We start from the raw sequence: 19056 nt of genomic DNA, 5'->3' as shown, positions 1-19056 counted from the left end.
TCCTGCTCTAGGTCGCCACCGACGCGGCCGCGTCGGTGATCTCAGTGATCTGCGCCCGGACGCCGTGAGGATCAACCTCGGCGTCGACGTCGACCAGGCCCTCATCGCGGGTGTAACGCTCCCCCACCAGGGACACACTCAGTGCGATGTCATCGACAGAGCCCTCGACACCCTCGTCGGCCAGCTGCTCTGCGATGTCGTAGGCCTCGCACAGCTCGGCCGCCGTCGCCTGCGTGCCGGCTTCCAGGTCCACCCGGTCGTCGAGCTCACCGGTACCGAACGTGGCCCACTTCTCCGGGTACATCCCCGAGTAGCCGGCACCACCGTGGGCATCACTGAAACCAGCGTCGTAGCCACTGGTGGCAGCGATCTTCCCGACCACCAGCTCTGTACTGACCTGCGGGCACTGCTCGGAGGAAGTCTCAGCGGCAGCCCACGCGCCGTCGGGCAGGCTCACCTGGCCTCCGGCCACCTCAATCGCCGACGGGTGGAACGTCGGTTCGGAGGCACTGGTGTCCTCGGTGCTGCACCCAGCAAGGGCCACCACGGCCACAGCCACGGCAGAGAGGGTGAGGGAACGGGTTGTGCGGGTCATGACTTCTCCTTCATCGTGGTTGCTTTCCAGCGACCGTCCTCGGCCACCAGGTCGATCTCGTAGTCAGTGGTTTTCCACGTTGACCCCCCACCGTCGGGGTAGGACAAGTCCTGCCGGACCGTGGTCACCACGGTGGTTGCGCTGTCCGACTCCTCGGTGACCTCGGTCTCCAGCACGAATGCCTTGACTGTCGCCCCGGCGGTGGCCCACCCGTCCCACTGCGACGGGCGATCCCTCCTCGCCTCCGCCGACGACGGATCGCTGGCCTTGTCGGCCAGCTCCCCGGTCATCGAGGACGACAGCACCGTGGTGGGGATGTCCCATGGTGAGGATTGCTCGGCCGCCGTCCAGCTCAGCGCCGTGACTGCCACCGACGTCGCAGCGATCGCCGGATCTTGGGCGACCGGGTCGATGTGCTCATGATCATCACTGCCGGTGTGCTCGTGGCCGTCGTGATCGTCGTCTGAACCACAGCCAGCCAGCGCCAGGGCACCGGCCGTGGCCACCGCCAGCACCGTTGTCGACCACCGCCGCGATCGGCCCCTGCTGGCGATCATGACCGATCCCCCAGCACCGTGTCGCGCACATCGAACGAGTCGATGCGCCACCCCTGCTCTGACTTGTGCACCCGGGCCTGACCGATCACCATCATCACGTGATCACCGGCACCCGAGTCGGACTCACTACCGGTGTTCAGGTCGATGGTCACCACACGGGAGAAATCCGTGTCCGTGTCCTCGGGATGCTGCTCGTTGGTCAGCTTGACCTCGGGGTAGAAGATCTTCCCCGCATCACCCCACGCGGTCCAGTCAGCCAGCGACATCGGGATCAGCGTGGTCAGCCGCGTCTCCTGACTGCGCAGGTAGGAGTTGTTGAACGCCGACGACGCCCGCACGAACGCGTCGAACTGGCCTGAATCTGTCCCCGGCCGCCAGGCGAACGCGGAGGTCAGGCCGCGCTCCAGCACATCAGCGGGATCATCCCCGTCGACCTCGGAGGTGTCCGACCCGGTACGCAGGGCCTGCTGATCCAGCTCGACGTAATCGGCGTCAGCCAACCCAGTGCCCGAGCCGACCTGCGGGGCCTGCGTCGGGTCCGGCTCGGAACTCCCGGTGGTCGGTGCCGGAGCTTGCTCGGTGGTCTGCTCCTCGGCGGGCTCGTCACCGCCGCAGGCCACCAGTGACAGGGCGGTGGCCATAGCCACCGTCCCGGCCGCGGCGCGGCGTGCGGTGATCATCGTGTGCTTATTCAGCTGCTTCATTGGGGATCTCCTTGACTCGTCGGATAGCGGAGGCCTGCTCACCGAACTCGGCGATCGGCTGCTCCTTGATCACGTCACCGGACTGCGGAGCGTGAATCATCGTGGTTGCACTCGTGGCCAGGGCCACGTGGTGGGGATCGGCCCCACCGAAGAACAGAAGGTCGCCCTTGGCGATGTCAGCCTGGTCCACCTCTTCCATCACCGGATCGTTCTGCTGACTGGTGGTGTAGTGCGGGATCTTGATGCTCATGCCGCTGGCCTGCGCGTAGGCGTACATCGTCAGCCCACTGCAGTCGAAGCCGACCCGGTTGTAGTCGCCGTAGGAGTCGGCCACGCCACCGTCGGGCACGCCCTTGGTCGGCCCGTTCCAGTCGCCGCCGCCCCAGGAGTACTGCATGCCCATGTATTCACGGGCGTATTCGACAGCCTTGTCGGCGAACTCCTTCAGGTTGGCCGGCACCTCACCGTCGCCGCCACCACCGCCGCCGGGGCCGCAGTCACTGCCGGCAGATGGGGAGATGTTGCCCTCGGACTCCAACAGGATGTCCGCGGTCTCCTCCCACTCCATGTACTTGCCACGCAAATCCTCCCTCGGCCTCTCGACATTCGCGGCGATCTCGCCGGGGTGCTGGTCCGGGGACGCCAGTTGGTCGGCGGTGTCGTAGAACCATGCGATGTGCTTGGTCCTGTCCATCGCGTCGGCCACCGGCATATTCATCGGCGTCTGGATCTGGTAGATCCCCACACTGGTGGCGTCACCAGGGGTGATGCCGTCATTCGGGTAGGTCAGCGACTCCGGCACTGCCCGGCTGGCGAGCATGCGGTACCCGGATTCAGGCCCGGCGGCCATGAGAGCGCCCTTGATGACGTTGTCGGAGGCCCCGCGGTCTTTCCCAATCTGGATGATCGCCCGGACGTTGTCGAGCTGTCGTTCATCGAACGTGTTTGGATCGTTGGTGACCCCCAGCGAGACGTCCTGGCCCTCGTCGGTGTTCCCCCCGGAGGTCGGCGGCAGATCACCCTGTGTTGAGCCCTCTGCGGGAGACTCGGCCGGAGCCTCTGCCTCGCTGGTGTCGGAATCGGAATCATCGTCACCACTGGAGCGATCCCCGTGACCACCGCTGTTCTTGACGTCCTCGACCATCGAATGAGGATCGACGGGAGTACCACCGGACAGTTTCAGCCCGTCATACCACTCGAAGTGCAGGTGAGGGCCCGTAGAGTACCCCTCCTCGCCGATACCGGCGATCTGCTGACCCGCCTTCACCGTGTCACCGGTGGACACCGTGATCGAGTCGCCAGGCATGTGCCCATAAACACTGGAATGCTCTTCGCCGTCAACATTGTGATCAATAACGACCCAGTGACCGAATCCACTAGCGGTGCCGGCGGCGGCGACCGTGCCGTCAGCGAATGCATAGATCGGGGTTCCCAAGGGGCCGGCGTAATCGACACCGTTGTGCGGCTCTCCCCACCGCTCTCCGAAACCAGAGGTGAACTGAGTGGCCTCGGGGTCCGTCGGGAACGCAAACCCGTCAGTGTTGACCAGCCCACTGCCGGTCCCGCCGACACCTCCCGAATCACCCGGGGTGCACTGGGTCTCCTCCTCGACGGTCGACGACATCATCAACACGACGAGAATCACCAGGCCCAGCACTGCCGCCAACAGCAGTGAAATGACCTTGCCACCAGCTCCACGCATCAGGGTTCACCTCCTTGTCCATCTCAGTCGTCTCGAAAGCTCGATGGTCCCGTTTCCCCAGGACCGCAGGGTGCGGTGTCCTACACACCGACAGGCTGGAGAGGCAGAATCCGGTTGTCGTCGTAGGCGGCGTTGGTGTTGTGCACCTCAGCCAGCTGCTCGGCCATCGTGATCGGCATGTAGAAGCTGATCCCGGTACCGCGCTCACCGACCTTCGCCATGAAATGCCCCGTCCCCGGCGGCGGCGGAGCCTTCTCCCCGGGCCGCACACCTTCGCCGACGATGCCCGGGGGCTTCGACCACGTCGTCAGCCGGTGAGCCTCATCATCGGAGAGCTCCACGACCTCACGGAGTCGACCGATCTCCTTGGCCGGAACCGCGCCGATGATCTTCACCCGGGCACGCTCGACCAGACCGTCGGCCTCGGCGACAGCCTGCTCGGAATCCACCGCAGAGAAGTCCGCGATGGAGTGGGTGATCATGATCAACTCGGTAGCCGTCTGGCGATTCAAACGGCTGAGCTGGTTCACCTTGCTGACCATCGACTTGTCGGCCTGCAGCACCTGCCACAGCTCGTCCATGATCACCTGGGTCTCCACACGCGGGCCCAGACCCACCTTCGCCAGCCGGCCGGCGGCCTCCACCGCACCGAAACCGTCACCCCAGCACGCCATCAGCACCGCCGCACGCAACGGGGACGCCTCCGAGTGCGGAATGTTGGACACATCCACACAGATCGCCGGCATCGACAGATCCAGCCGCTCAGTGGTCGGCCCGTTGAAGATCTCGCCGAACTCGCCACGGATCAGCGCCCGCAAGGAGCGACGCAGCGGCTTGATGTCATTGAGGTATTCCGCCGCCGCCGACAGCTGGTGGGTCACCGGGTCAGCAACACGCCCGGGCTGAATACCGGCATCCTCAATCAGCCGGTCAGTCGGCCGGCAGATGAACGCGTAGAGATCCTGCAGCAACGGCGGGGAATCCTCACGGAATACCGTACGGTTGCCCTGGTCATCGACCAGGCCCTCGTCGTACAGCCCCATGATCGCCGAGGAGATCATCGTCTCCTCGAAGTCGGAGACCTTTCCGCGGCGCACCAGCTGCACCAGCGAGGCCACCATCATCGACTGGCGCATCCGCACATCCAGGCGCACCTCCCGGGCTTCACGACGCAACCGCTCGATGAACGTGGAACGTTGCCACTGATTCGACGTCGACCACTCATCGCCCAGCCGGGTGCCGAACCGGGCGTACACCCGGTCCAGGTTCGCCTGATCGGTGGTGTCGAAGCAGGCCTCCAACAGATCCGCCGAGTCACGCATGGTGACCACCGCATCACCCAGGGCGCCGACGTCGAGGGGGTTGATCCGGCCATGGTCGTGGCCGACCTGGATGACCTGCCCGCCGAACTTCTCGGTCTGCGTGCGGAAATCCGGTTTACAGTCGCCCAGCACCATGCTGCAGCGCCCGTGGGCCACCGCACCGGTCTGCAACCGGCGCACCAGCGAGGACTTTCCGTAGCCGTTGAGCGCCAGCACCAGGGCGATCGGGCTGGTGATCAGCCCACCGCGGCGCATCCAGTCGGTCAGGTCGATGTGCACCGGTTCACCGGTGTCCAGGTGCGTTCCCACCGGCGTGCCGATCAGCGGGGAGCCGGCACCGACAGTCCAGGGGTAGATCCCCTCGACCTTGTCGGTGGTACCCCGGGCCTCGACCATCGACCCGACGACGGTGTCCGGCCCACCAAACGCCGCGTTGTAGCCCCGCGGTCCCTGCTTGACCGCCGAGCGCCACGCCTCACCGTCAGCATCACCGGTCGCGGCGCTACCGAGGATCTGCCGGCGTTTCAGGTTCTCGCGCTGCAGCCGCAGCGAATGCATCTTGGCCAGCGGTCCACCCTGAGCGACTTTCGTCGTCAGCGCTTCGAGCTGGTCCTCGGTCATCAAGGATGCCTGTGGATCTTTGGTCTTCGTCCTGGCCATCGCTACGGTCCTTCGTTGCTGGTGAACTGTGTGGTGGATAATCCGGCCGGCTACGCCTGCGACTGGGCCTTGGCCGCGCCGGTGACATGCTCCGGAATGCTGACGCCGACGCCCAGGGACGCGGCGAAACTGAGCTGTTGGGAGGCGTATCTGTTGCGGATCTGCAGGCGTGCGCGCTGGCTCAGCGACTTCATCACCGCCTCAGCGTTCGGCAGTTTCGACTCCGTCATCTCCCCGGCCGGGGTCAGCGCAGGGGCGGGCTCAGTGATGGTGATCAGCATCCCGAAGCGCACCAGCCCGTGGCCCATCGCCTCGGCGTACCGGGCGTCGTTGGCGGCTACCGCATCCTGCTCGGACTTCGCCGAGGCGAACTTCTTGCGCTGACGCTGCTGCTTGACGGCCTCGGCTTTGTTGTTGGCGTCCTGATCGACCAGCTTCGCCGCCTCAGCACCACCGTGGGGCCGGTAGCATACCGCCACCCGCTTGACCGCGCAGTCCTCGTTCTTGCGCATCAGCGCGTTGAGCACCGTGTGCGGCACATACCCACGCGGCGGGGCCTTCATCTCCCACGTCGACGACACCGCACCGTCATGCACATAGCTGGTCAGATTCTCCTCGGCCGACTCCGGGCCAGCATCCAACCAGCTCACCCCGTGGCCACCGGCCTCAGTCGCGGCGAGCTCCATGTCCACCTGCGACGACGAGGAGTACGCACGCTTGACGAAGCTCACGATCTCAGGTTCCTGCATCGCCTGCGCCTCCATCCCACACTCGCGCAGCGCGCGCATCATCTGCGGGACACGCCGCCCGAGATCCCGGGCGGCAATCTCCCAGTCACGCTTCTTGGCCTCGGTGTCTGCCTTGATCGTGATCGCCACCCGAGCCTCCATGTCGATGCTCTGGCGCGACTGCAGCTCTGCAGCCTCGACCATGATCTCCTGCGCCAACCGCGGCGCATCAGCACTGGTAATCCGTGCGACCTCGTTACGGACCTTCATCCCCGACGACCGGAACGTCTCGACGACCACGGTGGCCGCGACAATGTCGTTGTCGTCACCCCACCCGGTGAGTACGGCTCCCCACTGGTCGACCCAGCCGTTGACGGTGTCCATATCCACCCCGCCCAGGCCCTGCGGCCAGACGCGGAAGATAACCGTGTACTCGTCCATATCCGGGTAGTGCAGCATCGCGAACTCCTGGGCACCCGAAGTCTCCGCGGCGTGCACCTCAAACCGAGACAACACACCGGGCAGCTCGTAATGCCCGCCGGCACGCCGGGAAAACGGCCCCGAGGAGTACTTGGTCAGGCCCTTCTTCTTTTTCTTCTGAAATCCCACGGTCAGTCCAATCCATTCCACGAGGGTCCGGCCCTCGATTTTCAGCATCATTCCCAGGGCCACCAGCAGGCCCACCACCAGCCACAAGCCGGCGAGACCCCAGCTGATCTGCGGCAGGATGATCATTCCCAGCAGCCAGGGGAACAGTGCGATGGTCATGCCCGTGGACATGCCCAGCAGGCCCTCACTGCGAGGAACCGTCCAGCCTCCGTAGGTACGAATCGTGGCCATCACTGCTCTCCTGTCTGTGTGCTGTCGTCGGTCGAGGTGTATCTGTCAGCGGTCCCGGTGCTCATCGCGGCACCCCGGAGGGAACCTGTGGTGGGCGCTGTCGAAGCTGGTTCACCGGAGGCGGTTTCGGGGAACTCGGCTTCGGCCCGTTGAACCCGCGAGGGTTGGGCTGCTGCTGGCCAGACGCACTGGCCGCCAGTGAGGCGCCCGTGGCCTTGGCCGCGGCCCCGTGACTGAACCCGCCGCCCGACGGGGAACCAGACTCACCACCGCCGCCACCGCCGGCACTTCCGGCGGGGGACCCTGCCGGAGGCGTGGCGCCACCCGGGCTACCTGCGGGACCACCGGGGGAGGATTCACCCTCGCCCTCAGACCCACCACCGGGCATCGGCGGGGTGACAGAGCCACCCTCCTCGCCACCGGACGGGCCGGCCGGCTGGCCGCCGACGTCGCCGCCAGGCGAGGAAGCTCCCGCACCAGCACCGCCGGTCTCACCGCCGCCACTACCGCCGGAGGCACCGCCGAACGAACCAGCGGAACCGCCCGACGAGTCGGACTCCCCGCCACCGCCTCCGCCACCGGAGCCACCGGAACCGCCAGGCATCGGCGAACCACCGCCGCCACCTTCACCGCCGCCGCCTCCCCCACCGGAACCACCACCAGCAGGACCAGCAGCACCCGAGGGGCTGGCACCAGCAGCAGCCTTTGAACCACCACCACCGAATGCGCCGCCGGCACCACCAGCAATCGCACCAGCAGCGGCAGCGGTACCAATCGCACCGGCAACCTTCATTCCCGAACCACCCGACGGGGCCACACCAGCTTGCGGTGCAACCAGGGAGATCAGCGACGGCAGCACGAGCACAGCCATACCGAAGATCACCAGGATGCCCATCACCCCGATGCTGTCGTCCTCGCCGATCTCACCGACAGCCAGGAACGCAATCGCATAGACCAGGGCGGCAGCCGGGGGGAACAGCAGCAGGGCGATCGTCCAGCCCTTGACCTTGCCCCACGCCTCCCGGCCGGACTCCAACCCACTGGCGTAGGCCACCATCGGCACCACCGCGCACAGGATGACCAGCATCCCCTCTCGCATGAACGAGAACAGGATCTGGATCACCGAGGTGACAATCGACACGATCGACGCGATCAGGATCATCGCCGTGGTTCCCGACCCGCCGCCTGTGCTCCAGGCCGTCGCGATCTTCCAGCCCTCCGGGAACTCCGCATCGGTGAGGAAGGCCTTCATGCCCTCCTCGGCCGTCGCCGAGGACTCGGTGATGATCCACTGCGCCAACCCATCAGACATCCGGGTGCACAGCATGATCAGCGGCACCCAGATGATCGACGTCACCAGAATCCGGCCGAGAGTCATCAGGAAATCGGTGATGGAGTCCTCGAAGTCCGACCACCGGGTCATCGCGAAACGCACCGCGATCGCCATGATCGACAACACGCCGAACAGTCCCTGCAACCAGGTCGTATACTGCCCAACCTGGCTGATGAGGTTGCCACTGTTCTTCGGAGTGCCGTCATCGTTGACGTCTCCTGCGCCCAGCACAATGTTCGACGGCTTATCCAGCCAGAACGTCATCGTCCACATGATGCCGCGCAGAGCACCGGCACCGATCGAAGCCACGATCTCCTGCCACTTACCGTCGATCTTCTCCTCGACGACATCCTTGGCGTCCTCGGCGACTAGCGCTGCCTCCTGAGCACCGGCGACAGGGTTCGTAATACCCCGGGCGCAGTTGTTCGCGGACTCCAAGGTATCTAGTCCCAGATCCAAGTTGCGCAGATCAGATAATGCTTGCCCGCAATTACTCACGCGCTCCTGGGGCTCCTCATCATCCTGCGCGGCCGCAGCCGACATGGAGACAGCCCCGACCAAGGCAGCGACGATCAGACTCAGAAGGCCGCGACGGAACAGCTGTGTCAGCGCCATATCGACACCCCTTGCGGCATAGCGTCCAGGACACTCAGCTCGCTGGTCTCGTCGCCCTTCCACATGCCGTCGACCCACCGCAGATCCATCGTCACCTGACCCACCTCATCGTGGTTATCGCGGACGAAAAGGTTGACCCGGGCGTAGTCGCCGTCGAAGGTGACGACGTCGTACGCGGTGTTCGCAAAACCAACGATGTCGTCACCGGCATCGAAGTACTGCTCATTGTCTGCAACCCGCTTTCGTGCTTCGGACAACTCCTCGGTGGTCGGGTCGGTGGTGGCCTTCTCGATGTACTCCGCGTAGCTCGGAGGGTTGTACATCTGGGTGATGTACGCCGCGGCCGCCAGCGAAGCGCCTGCCGCCGACTGGCTATAGCCCACCGGGACCATGCCGTCGAACCCTGTCGGACCGTCGGTGGTAGAGAACGGGATCGGCAGCCGGCCGGAGAAGTCCGTCGCCTGGAACACAACACCCTCGGCCCGGGATTCCCGGGCCTCGGTCGACGTCGGAGACTCGTACTCACGGGTCGTCTCCGACAGGATCTGCCCCAGAGAATCCTCCGCGGCGTAGACCATCTGCCCGAAGAAGTCGGCTTCCTTGTGCCGCCACTCGTACTCGTCAGCCAGTGACTGGCCCCCCTGCTGGGTCGAGGAACCCGACCCAGCCGAGGAACTGTCGTCGCCGCCATTGCGGTTCACAATGAACAGCGCCGCAGCGGCGACCACCAGCACCGCGAGGAAACCCGCGGCGATCATCCGGCGGGTCGACCAAGCCGACTTCCCTTCGTCATACTCCTGCTCACTCATCACTTGCTCACCTCCACCATGTCGCCCGGGAGCTCATCAACGCTGGACACATCACCGGGAAGATCGACCTTCCAGTCCTCCCCCAGCCACCGCAGGTCGTAGGTCGTCGACCCCAGCGAGTCATCGCTATAGCCCGAGAACACCGTCACCGTCGCCGCCGACTCGTCCTCGGCGTAGTCGTCGATGGTCCAGCCCCGCAGTGTCGGGATGAACTCCTCCTGCACCTCCCCGGTGGACTCCACCGCCGCCCGGTTGGTCAGCAGCTCGTCCCGTGCTTCACTCGGGGCGATCGCGGCCTTGACCGCGTCCTGCCAACCGTTTTCCGGGGCGTACGCGACGCGCAGCGGCCCGTTCATTGCCGCCAGACCAGCGCCCACAGGTGAGTGGTCAAACTCGGAGGCATCCTTGTAGGTACCGATGCTCTTGGGCCCTTCGTCAGCGACGGGGACCATCACATCAGCGGTGTTCGACAACGACGACCAGGTCACGTTCGTCGGAGGGGCGGTGAGATCCGGTGCAGCGTCAGTGTCGGAAGCGTCATCGCTACCGCAGGCGACCATCAGCATCGTGGCTGACAGTGCGCCGGCGAGGACACCAAGGCGGCGCCGGTGGGTTGTGGTCGTCATGTCAATTACGTCCTTTTCGTGTCAGAGAGCGGAAGGGGAGTCAGCCGTTTTGCAGGAAATCGACCCAGACCCCGGCCGACGTGCACAGCACGCCGGCGGTGATCGTCAGGAAGATCTCCCGAGGGGTGTGATCAAACGTCTCAGTGCTGATCTTGGTCAGCCCCCACTTGGCGCCGAGGAACATCAGCCGGCCGACGCACAGCGCGGCGATGAACCACGCGCACCAGCCGATGATGGTGTTCGCCGGGTTCGTGACCTCCTCGGGAGGGTCCAGGGCCAGCACGGTGATTGCGTCAAGCATTGCGGGGGTGTCTCCTGTCGATCGGGGGCTTAGGAAACGCCCCAGCCGAACTGCATGATTGCGCCAGCGGAACTGGCGACGATGCCACCAGCCACCGCGGCGGCGATCTTCTTCGGCGACTGAACTTCACCGTGGGCGAAGAACTTCTCGTAGCCGAACATCGCGCCGGCGAGCATCAGGGCGGCGACACCAGCTGCGATGCAGAACCACTTGAGGATGCCGAGCAGGGAGCTGAACCGGTCAGCTGCAGGCGGGTTGACGGTGTTGACGTCGAACTGGGCCAGGATGTGCGGCGCGTCAGTGGCGGCCGCGGCGAGAATGTCGATCATTGTGATCGGTTCCTTTCAAGAAATGGAGGGGTTAGAAAAGGTCAGGAGAGCAAGAGAATGATGAGGCCAGTGACGACAGACGCCCCACCACCAACCCCGAGGACGACCGGGATAAAGAGAGGATGGTTGTCATCAGGGGGTGTAGCGGTGGCGGAACTGGCGTCCGAGGTCACCGGACCATCCCGGGACCCCGCACGATTTGCGAGGAGGCCGAACCCCAGGAACAGCAAAAACAATGTCCCAAAGATGATGAATGTCAGCGCCCACACACCTGGGCGTTCACTGAAACTCGGCACGGTCGCCGGGTAGCAGCCCAAGCAGCCGTCATTGGCGTTGAGAGTGGTCAACATCAGTCGTCCTTGTCGATCCTGTCGAGGCCAAGTGGCACGACTGTCCCGCCAGCCAGCTCAACGGCGGCTGTGAAATCCGGCACCCCATCACGGTCTGCCTGTGCAGCCTTAGCAGCCATGATCCGGCGGACCAGCGTCGCTTTTCCGTTGCCGTATCGCTGGAAACTCTCCGCAGCCCAGGCGGCAGCATCGAAACGGATCTCCACCCGCGTTCCCGCCGCCAGATCAGTGGCGCGATAGCCAAGCACAGGCGCGTTGTTCACACTCGACATCAGTTGTCCTCCTCGTCAGTGTCTTTACTGGTGTCATTCCCGGTGGTGGTGCTCGGGGCACTGGATTCAGCGGCCGCGGCCAACAACGTCGCTGCAGCCTGGGTGACCCCACGGCTTGCCAGAGACATCTTGTTCTTCGCCGCTTTGGCCTGGGCTTTGTCGTCCATCCCCAGCCATTCGACGACCTCCGCCGGCGACAGCGCTTCACGCTCATCGGCGGTGGTGATCGCCAGCTCGTCGTCCCAGCCCAGCCGGATAACCTGATCCACCAGGACTGGGTCGGACAGCAGAGCCAGACGATTGCGGATCGGCTTAGGCAGCTTCTTGCCCTCCCACCCCGGACGCGTCGGACGAGTGACCACCGCCAGCAGGTGGGTATCGCCACCCAGGCCGTTGAGGTGCTGGAGCACCAGGTGGTGGGCGGCGATGATCCCCGACAGGGTCTCCTCGGCACAGATCACGATGTGATCTTCACCGGGGTGCTCCCCAGACGGGAACCGGTTGCCGGCATCAGCGATGAAACCGATCCGACTGGCAAGAGCTTGCGCCCCAGCACCACCGTGGGCTGAAACAGCCCAGATCAGTGGAGCGTCCGCGTCCTGGGGACTCACCGGGGTCTCCCACACCGCCGCACGATTCTCGACGGCCGGCGGCGGGTAGCCCACCAGATCATCGGAGCTACGCGTCGACGATTCGCCATCGGTGGCGGTGTTCTGCTCGGTGAACTTGCGAACTGCTGACATCGTCTCCTCCTTCTCCTGCGCGTTGGTGGCTTGGGTGTCGTTGGGTGTGTTACTGGTCACTGTCAGATTCGGCATCGGTGTCCTCTGCCGGCTCTACCGGCTCACTCGTCGCAGTCGACGAGGTCGCCCCCGACTCCTGCGCCGAGCTCGGCGTCGTACTCGACGACGGTGAGCTCGCCGACTCCGACTCCTCGGTGGGTTCGGCACCGTCAGCACTGTCGCTGTCTTCCGTGGCCGTGGAGCTGGCCGACTCCGACGAGGTCACCGGAACTGCGGTGGCATCGATATCGTCGACGTCCTTGTCCGCCGCCGACAGGCCCATGATCCAAGCGGAGACGTAGTCGGTCGGGGTAGTTCCATCAGCGGTGATCGGGGTGGACCCGTAGGCTGTGTGGTTCTGCCAGTGACGCCAGTAGGTCACATCCGTGGCCATCTGGATCAGTCCCTGGTTGTCCTCAACCTCCGCGGTGGCGTAGTCGAACACAGCCTCCGCAGCCTGCATGCCCACCGGGGCAAGAACCTCGGTCGCCGTGGCACCGACCTTCGCGCCCAGCACAGCCAACCCGGCGGCCGGATTGGCCAGGCCCACCGCGGCAACCTGAGCGATGGTCTCCGGGGTGATTGACTTCTTCGCGATCGTCACCGCAGAGTTCATGCCCAGCACGCCGAGCTTGGTGATCGCCGACATCGCGTCCTGCGCGGTGGCCTGCACATTCTCCGCAGCACCGGCAGCATCCAGGCCCTGCCCGACGGCGTCGCCAGCCATATCTCCGAGTCCACCGACAAGATCGCCGGCGATTGACTCGTCGACACCAGGCAGGGTGCCGGTGGCCTCCCGGCTGGTATCAGGCACCGTCTCGGTCTCGGACGGTGCAGTGGAGCTGCTGTCGCTGTCGTCCTGCGCAGCGTCATTGCTGTCGATCGGGTCCGCAGTGGCGTCCTCCAGGCGCTGGCTGATCGACTTCTTCGGCTCGATGCGAACCGTCTCCAGGCTCTCGCCCTCCAGATCCTCGTTGATGACATCAGCAGCCGCCTGGATCGGAGACAGCGCGAATGCGTCACCCAGATCCCCGAGGACCTTGAACGGGTCACCCGAGGAGACATCCACGTCGGTGGCGACCTTGCTCACCGTGCGGGCGATCGAGGAGTCGGCCGGCATATCGCACACCAGGTCACCGGTGATGCAGAACTGACCGACCCGACCGCCCAGCGCACCGTAGCCGGTGACATGCTCAGCCTCGGGAAGCAGACCAGCTCCCTCCGCCGGCGGGGAGGTGATCTCGGGCAGGTGTGACACCGCCTCGTCATCGAAGCCCTGCGGCGCAGACGGAGTGGACCCTCCACCAGGGATCAGCTCCATCCCCTGGGCCCGCCGCGGTGAACCGAACACCGCGCCTGCGGCCACGGCGTCGGCCGGCACCGGCGAGGAGCCGGCACCGACCTCGTAGAGGAACCGGTCGACGACATCAGCACCCTGGGAGTAGCCCACAGGCACCAACCGGGTCGACGGGCACTCCTCCAGGATCTCTGTCGCCCGGGCCGTCAGCTCATCGACCCCGCCGCCGACCGAATCGTCGTAGGACGTCGACTTCTTCGGAGTCATCCCGTTGACACCGACCCCACCCATCGAGGATTCGTAGGGGATGTACTCACGATCGAAGGTGGTGACCTCGGTAACACCGTCCTTGTTCAAGGTGGCGTTGATGCTGGTGAACACCTGGCCGAGGAAGCCGGTGTCCATGTCGCGAGGTGCATCCGAGGATGACTGGCCAGTGCCCTGCACCGCCAGGCCGAACACGTCGACGCACGAGGTGTCGGCATCCTCAGCCGCGCTGGTCTCCTGTGCCCCGGCCGGAACCGCTGTCCCGGCCACCAGGCCTACCGTGGCGATCACCGTGGTGATCCCGGTCAATGCCCTTGATTTCATCATTGTCCTCATCTCGTGTGAATAGCTCCCCGTGCACAGGGGGCCAATGTGTTAGTTGGTGTCGGTCTCGACCGGAAGCATTTCCTTGACCCGCCACCGGCCGTCATCACCGCGCTCACCGATCACTCGCGAGCGAAAGACCTGATCAGCCTCCCCCGGCACGCTCATACGCACCGTGGAGGTGATGCTGGTGGCCTCCTGGGGAGGCATGGTCAGGCAGTACGAGGCGTCAGCCGGGATCTCATTGAGCACCTTGTCCCAGTCCTGATCCCGCCACTCCTTGTTCTGCTGGCTGATCGTCGCCTTCAAGGCGTCGACGTTCTTGGTGAAGTAGTTGGCCTGGAAATCGGCCACCACGCTGCGCAAGCTCTTGCCTGACGGGGTGATCCGCTCCTGGTCGGAGGACGGTTCACAGTCACCGGAGACCACCTCGACGTCGTCGGGTGGCAGCCCCCGGTTCGACACCGACGCTGCCGAGGTCTGCGGCGGTGCCGGTGTCTCACTGGGAGGGGTGACCTTGCTCTCGGTCGACGACGCGGTGACCGGGGTCTGATCCCCCATCACCGAGCGCCCACCGATGACCGCCACAGCGACGACCGCCAGGACACCCACACCGGCGATCGAGCCCTTCACCACCGGGTTCATCGGCTCACGAGGAGCCCATGAGCTCCGACCTGTCCGGGTATCTCGGCTAGGGCGACGAGCGGCGGCAGGCGCCTGCGGGGTCCGCTTCACCGGGCCGGCAACATCCGCCGCCGGCGAATCCTCGGTGGTGTCCTCGGCCGCGCTGGTGGAAGCGGCCTTCTTGGCTGCCTTACGCTGCTTGCGCGTCGACTTCTTCGGCTCCGGCACCGGTGCGGTCTCCTCTGCCGGATTGCGCAGGCTGTTGAACACATCGCCCCAGGTAGATGCTGGGCTCTGCTCTGGCTCAGAGGCGTTCAGATCACCGTCGGTGTCGGACACCGCGCGCAGCTCGGCACGGTTGTCGTCAGGCTCATCGGTGGATTTCACAGCGTTTTCCCTTCTGAGGTGTGTCGAGCGGGATAGCTTGGTGGTGACTCACACGTCCTGGCAGGCGTCTCGTATGCTCTGGCAGTCGTCGTGCGCTCAATCTGGGCCATCACCCCCAGATCAGCGTGATCAGCAGATCCACCGGAAAGGGGACGGTGTCGACTGGCGTGTGAGTCACCGCCAAACCACCCCGGTCAATGACCGGGTGGTCGGGGTGATTAGACCGGCAGCAAATCGCTGACGTTGGGAATGGTGTCGAAGGACGGTGCCTGGTCCTGGGCCTCCAGGACGAAGTCGTTGACCTGCTCCTGGGCATTGTCGATCGTCTGGTTGACCTGCTGGACCGGCGCCGGGAGCTCCTGCGGGATCTCCGGAACCTCGGGTGCGGCGTGCCGCGGCTCGGTATCCGTCTCCGGTGCCGGGGTGGTGTCCTCGGCAGCATGGCGGCCATCCTGCTGCGCAGCGGCCAACGTGGTGTCATCCACGTTGCGGGTCTCGGTGGACTCCTCGGCGGGAATCTCACCGGGAAGACCGGAAGGCTTGTCCCCGACCAGGCCCCTGAACCCGTTATCCTCACGCAGGTCGAACTCGGTGTCGTGAGCAGTGTCAGCCACCAGGTCCTGCACCGCCTCGGTGCCACCGGGCACCAGGGAGGCTGCACCTGCAGCCCCGAGAGCAGCACCGGTAGCCGAGCCGGCGACGAGACCGGCACCAGCGCCTGCAGCGCCACCGACAGCCGCTCCACCGGCAGCGCCGGTGGCAGCAGCTGTGACGACACAGGTGACCCCGCCAGCGATCGGAACGAGGACGGCGCCGATCGCGCACAGAGGAGCGGTGGCCAGTGGTGCAGCGGCCGCACCGGCGAGGCCACCAGCGACGGCCCCGGTGACACCGGTACCCAGTGCGCCGACGGTACCGCCGACGATAGCTCCGCCGGCCGCACCTGCGCCCGCGGCGGCGGCCGTGGTGTTCAGCGTGTTCCTGGTGCCCTGGTCGTAGGCGAAGTAGTTGCCGACAGCGTTGTCGGCAACCTTCTCCGGTCGGATCTGGTTCTGGTACTCCGGATCGAGGAGCAGCAGCGTCCCGTTCTCCTCGACGACCTGGACCTCACGGTCCACGACACGGTCGACGTACTGGATCTGGGGCTCACCCTGCACGTAGACAATCTCCGGCTCGGAGACGACCTGCGGGCCAGCCTGCTGCAGCGGCTGGGCGACCTGGTTGAGGCCCGGGACAGCCTGGCTGGCGTAGGACGGGACCTCTCCCCCAGCGGGAGCGGGAGCCGGCGCAGGCGCGGGGGCAGGAGCCGGTGCCGGTGCGGGCTCCGGGGTCGCCGTTCCAGGCTGAGTCGTGTTGGTGGGGGTGGTCGTTCCCGGCTGAACCGGGGCACCGTGGGCGAGCGGTGTGGCGATGATTGCCGTGGCAACCCCCACCGCCACCGCGGTGGAGCTGAACGCTTTACGAGACATTGATGCTTCCTCTGAGGGTCTGATGCCGCGATGCGCGGCGATGGGTGTCAAGGACCGTGACCGAAGCGAAGTGGTGTTACGCTCCGTATCGGTATCTTTACGATAGATGATGACTGGTTCGACAGCAAGAGTTGAAGTACCCTCGTGATACGATAAATCGTAAAGAGGGAGCTCATGGACGATCCGGTAACGTCAACCCAAGAGGGGACTATCTCCGCTGCTATGCTGTTCGGCATGGATGGATCAGACTCTGATCGCCGGAGTACGTTCGCGCGTGTGCTCACGGCGCGACGCAATGCACTTGGCCTCACGCAGCGCGATGTATACGCAGCAGGTGGCCCCACCCCTGCGACTCTGATCCGATGGGAGCGCGGCGCTGATTCTGACGTTCCCCCTCCACGGCCGACGGCCCTTGAACGGCTGGATGGGCCTCTCCGCTGGGATCCTGGAACAGCACTCAAGCTGTACAAGGGGGAAATCAACGCCGAAGAAACGCTGTACCGGACTCCGGTACCAGATGACTCGTCATCTGAATCGGCGATCTTCCAGGCTCTCGACCTGTCGTATATTGTTATGAATCAGACAGGTCTAATCATTCAATATATAAGTGCAACGCTCGGAATCGAGGGGATCGATCCCGCTCTCAAAGAACGTGGTAGCGAGCTTAAGGAGGAGGTTCTTGAGCTATACACAACCTTGATGCTGCACCACTTTGGAGGTCCTGGGCAGACACTCCCTAATAACATTGGTCCTCTACTCACTCCAGCTTTGGACGCCGAGGAACCTCCAAAAGGAACCCCTGAGCACCATCGATGGGCTTACCGGCGCTGGCTAGCCGGTGAGCCTTTTGGCAGTGATGGCGAGGAAGAGGTCTTCAGGAAGTACTGGGAGTCAACGAAATATGGAAGGATCTGATGTCATGTCTCGCACGTACCCGTACGGTGCACTTCGTGTACTCAGTGAACAACGCTATCCAGACCTTCAAACAGCTGTGACTCGACTCGCAGACGAGACCTCTGGACCTCCACTCGGTGCCCACAGTGTGCGACTTCAACTCGAAGGTATAGCCGAACTCACTGACGAGCTGCTTGATCGCATAGCCGAGGACACCGAAACCAGTGATGACATCACCGGCCTCCGAAAGCTCCTCACTGAAACCGCTGACGCAGAGAACGGCTACATCGCCGGGCTGGAGAACCTGAGGGAAGACATCATTGCCGGTGCCACCTTCCGCAACATCCGATGATCACCATCGGGGATGACGCACGGCAGCGTGTCACTGCGCAGTACGACGCGCTGTGTTCATCAGCCGGAACACACAAAGCATCTACCGTCCTAAAGCATCTCGCTGGTCAACTGCCCTATCCAGTCGAAGTTCACGACAAGCCAGCAGAAGAGATCCATCAGTGCACCGTCACAGGGCAGGCCAGCACAGATGACGTGGCAGGTCTGCATCACATCACCCTAGCCAGTCAACTACGCGGCAGTGTCCGTACTCATACGATGGCGCACGAGCTCTACCACCTAGCTTTCCATCGCATAGACCAGGTCGATGTCGATGAGGTCCTGGATTATTACCTCACGCTCCCCCAATTCGCGTCACTGTCGCGAACCATGGCCAGGGCAGTTCTCCTCGATGCGCTATCCACACCCCGAAACCGCGACGGCGAAGCCAGTCTCTGGGAGCAGGAGGCCGAGTGCTTTGCATCGCTGATCGTATCGAACAGCGCCCTCATTACTCCCCCCAAGCCACGAACTGCCCTATTCAAAGCTCTAGGAGAATTTCGCCGTGTTCCTTAGCTCACTGTCCGCGCTGGGCACCTTCGTGATCAGCTTGCCGGCCTACGTTCTGCTGTCACGCCGTCACTACACATGGACCTACCGCCTCCTATGCTTCGCCGTGGTCTTCCTAGGCCTGGCGAAACTATGCAGATTCCGTCCTGTGGCCGATCCGTACATTGAACCCTGGCTCAACGACCTCACGGGCGTACACAACCTACCTATTGGTATGGCTGCGACGTGCGCCATCACTGCATACACCGCAGTGCTTCTAGCCGCAGTCGCAAAGACATCAACAAGGTTGCGCATCATGATCGTGGTTGGCTCGGTCACACTGCTGTTCTGGGTAAGCTTTTCCATCGGCTATGGCACATCCGCCTCAGG

General features: G+C 64.5%; 21 protein-coding genes. 4 read left to right on the top strand and 17 right to left on the bottom strand.

Translation table 11 applies throughout. The features are described 5' to 3' along the window. Positions 1–7 precede the first annotated feature (7 nt). The 17 genes from ACT3SZ_RS14890 to ACT3SZ_RS14810 all read right to left on the bottom strand — a co-directional run bounded on the left by ACT3SZ_RS14890 (position 8) and on the right by ACT3SZ_RS14810 (position 16893). A complete protein-coding gene (locus ACT3SZ_RS14890) occupies positions 8–595 on the bottom strand; it encodes a hypothetical protein (RefSeq protein ID WP_444619919.1) in 588 nt (195 codons plus the stop codon). Further along, positions 592–1152, bottom strand: a complete 561-nt coding sequence (locus tag ACT3SZ_RS14885; RefSeq protein ID WP_444619917.1) for a hypothetical protein — start codon at positions 1150–1152, stop codon at positions 592–594. The genes ACT3SZ_RS14890 and ACT3SZ_RS14885 overlap by 4 nt, the downstream gene beginning before the upstream one ends. After that, positions 1149–1856 carry a hypothetical protein gene (locus ACT3SZ_RS14880; protein ID WP_444619915.1) on the bottom strand — a complete coding sequence of 236 codons (708 nt, stop codon included), beginning with the start codon at positions 1854–1856 and terminating at the stop codon, positions 1149–1151. Before ACT3SZ_RS14880 ends, ACT3SZ_RS14885 begins: the two co-directional genes overlap by 4 nt. Next, positions 1840–3558, bottom strand: a complete 1719-nt coding sequence (locus tag ACT3SZ_RS14875; protein ID WP_444619913.1) for a peptidoglycan DD-metalloendopeptidase family protein — start codon at positions 3556–3558, stop codon at positions 1840–1842. The genes ACT3SZ_RS14880 and ACT3SZ_RS14875 overlap by 17 nt, the downstream gene beginning before the upstream one ends. An 80-nt stretch (positions 3559–3638) precedes the next feature. Then, positions 3639–5540: a hypothetical protein gene (locus ACT3SZ_RS14870; RefSeq protein WP_444619911.1), complete on the bottom strand. Its 1902-nt coding sequence runs from the start codon at positions 5538–5540 to the stop codon at positions 3639–3641. A gap of 50 nt (positions 5541–5590) precedes the next feature. Further along, positions 5591–7108 (bottom strand): SCO6880 family protein, encoded by a 1518-nt coding sequence (locus ACT3SZ_RS14865; protein WP_444619909.1) that lies wholly within the window; start codon positions 7106–7108, stop codon positions 5591–5593. A gap of 61 nt (positions 7109–7169) precedes the next feature. Beyond that, a complete protein-coding gene (locus ACT3SZ_RS14860; protein WP_444619907.1) occupies positions 7170–9056 on the bottom strand; it encodes a hypothetical protein in 1887 nt (628 codons plus the stop codon). Next, the gene (locus ACT3SZ_RS14855; protein WP_444619905.1) at positions 9047–9865 is read right to left on the bottom strand and encodes a hypothetical protein; all 819 of its coding nucleotides are present in this window, start codon (positions 9863–9865) and stop codon (positions 9047–9049) included. The genes ACT3SZ_RS14860 and ACT3SZ_RS14855 overlap by 10 nt, the downstream gene beginning before the upstream one ends. Beyond that, entirely contained in the window at positions 9865–10491 is a 627-nt protein-coding gene (locus tag ACT3SZ_RS14850) for a hypothetical protein (protein ID WP_444619903.1), read from the bottom strand. The genes ACT3SZ_RS14855 and ACT3SZ_RS14850 overlap by 1 nt, the downstream gene beginning before the upstream one ends. A 40-nt stretch (positions 10492–10531) precedes the next feature. Then, positions 10532–10792 carry a hypothetical protein gene (locus ACT3SZ_RS14845; protein WP_444619901.1) on the bottom strand — a complete coding sequence of 87 codons (261 nt, stop codon included), beginning with the start codon at positions 10790–10792 and terminating at the stop codon, positions 10532–10534. A gap of 29 nt (positions 10793–10821) precedes the next feature. Further along, on the bottom strand, positions 10822–11121 hold the full coding sequence (locus ACT3SZ_RS14840; protein ID WP_444619900.1) for a hypothetical protein: 300 nt from the start codon (positions 11119–11121) through the stop codon (positions 10822–10824). Positions 11122–11162: 41 nt separating this feature from the next. Beyond that, positions 11163–11471 (bottom strand): hypothetical protein, encoded by a 309-nt coding sequence (locus ACT3SZ_RS14835; protein ID WP_444619898.1) that lies wholly within the window; start codon positions 11469–11471, stop codon positions 11163–11165. Further along, the gene (locus ACT3SZ_RS14830) at positions 11471–11743 is read right to left on the bottom strand and encodes a hypothetical protein (RefSeq protein ID WP_444619896.1); all 273 of its coding nucleotides are present in this window, start codon (positions 11741–11743) and stop codon (positions 11471–11473) included. The genes ACT3SZ_RS14835 and ACT3SZ_RS14830 overlap by 1 nt, the downstream gene beginning before the upstream one ends. Continuing rightward, a complete protein-coding gene (locus tag ACT3SZ_RS14825) occupies positions 11743–12561 on the bottom strand; it encodes a hypothetical protein (RefSeq protein ID WP_444619894.1) in 819 nt (272 codons plus the stop codon). The genes ACT3SZ_RS14830 and ACT3SZ_RS14825 overlap by 1 nt, the downstream gene beginning before the upstream one ends. Beyond that, positions 12536–14416 (bottom strand): cutinase family protein, encoded by a 1881-nt coding sequence (locus ACT3SZ_RS14820; RefSeq protein ID WP_444619892.1) that lies wholly within the window; start codon positions 14414–14416, stop codon positions 12536–12538. Before ACT3SZ_RS14820 ends, ACT3SZ_RS14825 begins: the two co-directional genes overlap by 26 nt. A 48-nt stretch (positions 14417–14464) precedes the next feature. Continuing rightward, positions 14465–15424: a hypothetical protein gene (locus tag ACT3SZ_RS14815; protein ID WP_444619890.1), complete on the bottom strand. Its 960-nt coding sequence runs from the start codon at positions 15422–15424 to the stop codon at positions 14465–14467. Positions 15425–15642: 218 nt separating this feature from the next. Continuing rightward, entirely contained in the window at positions 15643–16893 is a 1251-nt protein-coding gene (locus ACT3SZ_RS14810; protein WP_444619888.1) for a hypothetical protein, read from the bottom strand. A 234-nt stretch (positions 16894–17127) separates the two neighbouring features. Here ACT3SZ_RS14810 and ACT3SZ_RS14805 point away from each other — a divergent pair, with 234 nt between their 5' ends. The 4 genes from ACT3SZ_RS14805 to ACT3SZ_RS14790 all read left to right on the top strand — a co-directional run. Next, positions 17128–17808 (top strand): helix-turn-helix domain-containing protein, encoded by a 681-nt coding sequence (locus ACT3SZ_RS14805; protein ID WP_444619886.1) that lies wholly within the window; start codon positions 17128–17130, stop codon positions 17806–17808. A gap of 4 nt (positions 17809–17812) precedes the next feature. After that, complete coding sequence (locus ACT3SZ_RS14800; RefSeq protein WP_444619884.1) at positions 17813–18139, top strand: hypothetical protein; 327 nt, start codon at positions 17813–17815, stop codon at positions 18137–18139. After that, the gene (locus ACT3SZ_RS14795) at positions 18136–18693 is read left to right on the top strand and encodes a hypothetical protein (protein WP_444619882.1); all 558 of its coding nucleotides are present in this window, start codon (positions 18136–18138) and stop codon (positions 18691–18693) included. Before ACT3SZ_RS14800 ends, ACT3SZ_RS14795 begins: the two co-directional genes overlap by 4 nt. Beyond that, positions 18683–19056 (top strand): hypothetical protein (locus ACT3SZ_RS14790; protein ID WP_444619880.1); only part of this gene is annotated, 374 nt, incomplete at its 3' end. The genes ACT3SZ_RS14795 and ACT3SZ_RS14790, both read left to right, overlap by 11 nt.

The organism is Corynebacterium sp. AOP40-9SA-29, assembly GCF_052377405.1.
Lineage (GTDB): Bacteria > Actinomycetota > Actinomycetes > Mycobacteriales > Mycobacteriaceae > Corynebacterium.
The sequence above is the reverse complement of the archived record's forward strand: the minus strand, read 5'-3'. Positions and strand labels throughout refer to the sequence as shown.

Excerpts from the sequence above, each read along its gene's own strand:
- ACT3SZ_RS14835 (WP_444619898.1), bottom strand. The coding sequence starts at position 11,471 with ATGTTGACCACTCTCAACGCCAATGACGGCTGCTTGGGCTGCTACCCG.
- ACT3SZ_RS14885 (WP_444619917.1), bottom strand. The coding sequence starts at position 1,152 with ATGATCGCCAGCAGGGGCCGATCGCGGCGGTGGTCGACAACGGTGCTG.
- ACT3SZ_RS14840 (WP_444619900.1), bottom strand. The coding sequence starts at position 11,121 with ATGATCGACATTCTCGCCGCGGCCGCCACTGACGCGCCGCACATCCTG.
- ACT3SZ_RS14890 (WP_444619919.1), bottom strand. The coding sequence starts at position 595 with ATGACCCGCACAACCCGTTCCCTCACCCTCTCTGCCGTGGCTGTGGCC.
- ACT3SZ_RS14870 (WP_444619911.1), bottom strand. The coding sequence starts at position 5,540 with ATGGCCAGGACGAAGACCAAAGATCCACAGGCATCCTTGATGACCGAG.
- ACT3SZ_RS14855 (WP_444619905.1), bottom strand. The coding sequence starts at position 9,865 with ATGAGTGAGCAGGAGTATGACGAAGGGAAGTCGGCTTGGTCGACCCGC.
- ACT3SZ_RS14830 (WP_444619896.1), bottom strand. The coding sequence starts at position 11,743 with ATGTCGAGTGTGAACAACGCGCCTGTGCTTGGCTATCGCGCCACTGAT.
- ACT3SZ_RS14860 (WP_444619907.1), bottom strand. The coding sequence starts at position 9,056 with ATGGCGCTGACACAGCTGTTCCGTCGCGGCCTTCTGAGTCTGATCGTC.
- ACT3SZ_RS14850 (WP_444619903.1), bottom strand. The coding sequence starts at position 10,491 with ATGACGACCACAACCCACCGGCGCCGCCTTGGTGTCCTCGCCGGCGCA.
- ACT3SZ_RS14800 (WP_444619884.1), top strand. The coding sequence starts at position 17,813 with ATGTCTCGCACGTACCCGTACGGTGCACTTCGTGTACTCAGTGAACAA.
- ACT3SZ_RS14820 (WP_444619892.1), bottom strand. The coding sequence starts at position 14,416 with ATGATGAAATCAAGGGCATTGACCGGGATCACCACGGTGATCGCCACG.
- ACT3SZ_RS14795 (WP_444619882.1), top strand. The coding sequence starts at position 18,136 with ATGATCACCATCGGGGATGACGCACGGCAGCGTGTCACTGCGCAGTAC.
- ACT3SZ_RS14875 (WP_444619913.1), bottom strand. The coding sequence starts at position 3,558 with ATGCGTGGAGCTGGTGGCAAGGTCATTTCACTGCTGTTGGCGGCAGTG.
- ACT3SZ_RS14825 (WP_444619894.1), bottom strand. The coding sequence starts at position 12,561 with ATGCCGAATCTGACAGTGACCAGTAACACACCCAACGACACCCAAGCC.
- ACT3SZ_RS14810 (WP_444619888.1), bottom strand. The coding sequence starts at position 16,893 with ATGTCTCGTAAAGCGTTCAGCTCCACCGCGGTGGCGGTGGGGGTTGCC.
- ACT3SZ_RS14845 (WP_444619901.1), bottom strand. The coding sequence starts at position 10,792 with ATGCTTGACGCAATCACCGTGCTGGCCCTGGACCCTCCCGAGGAGGTC.
- ACT3SZ_RS14880 (WP_444619915.1), bottom strand. The coding sequence starts at position 1,856 with ATGAAGCAGCTGAATAAGCACACGATGATCACCGCACGCCGCGCCGCG.
- ACT3SZ_RS14865 (WP_444619909.1), bottom strand. The coding sequence starts at position 7,108 with ATGGCCACGATTCGTACCTACGGAGGCTGGACGGTTCCTCGCAGTGAG.
- ACT3SZ_RS14805 (WP_444619886.1), top strand. The coding sequence starts at position 17,128 with ATGGATGGATCAGACTCTGATCGCCGGAGTACGTTCGCGCGTGTGCTC.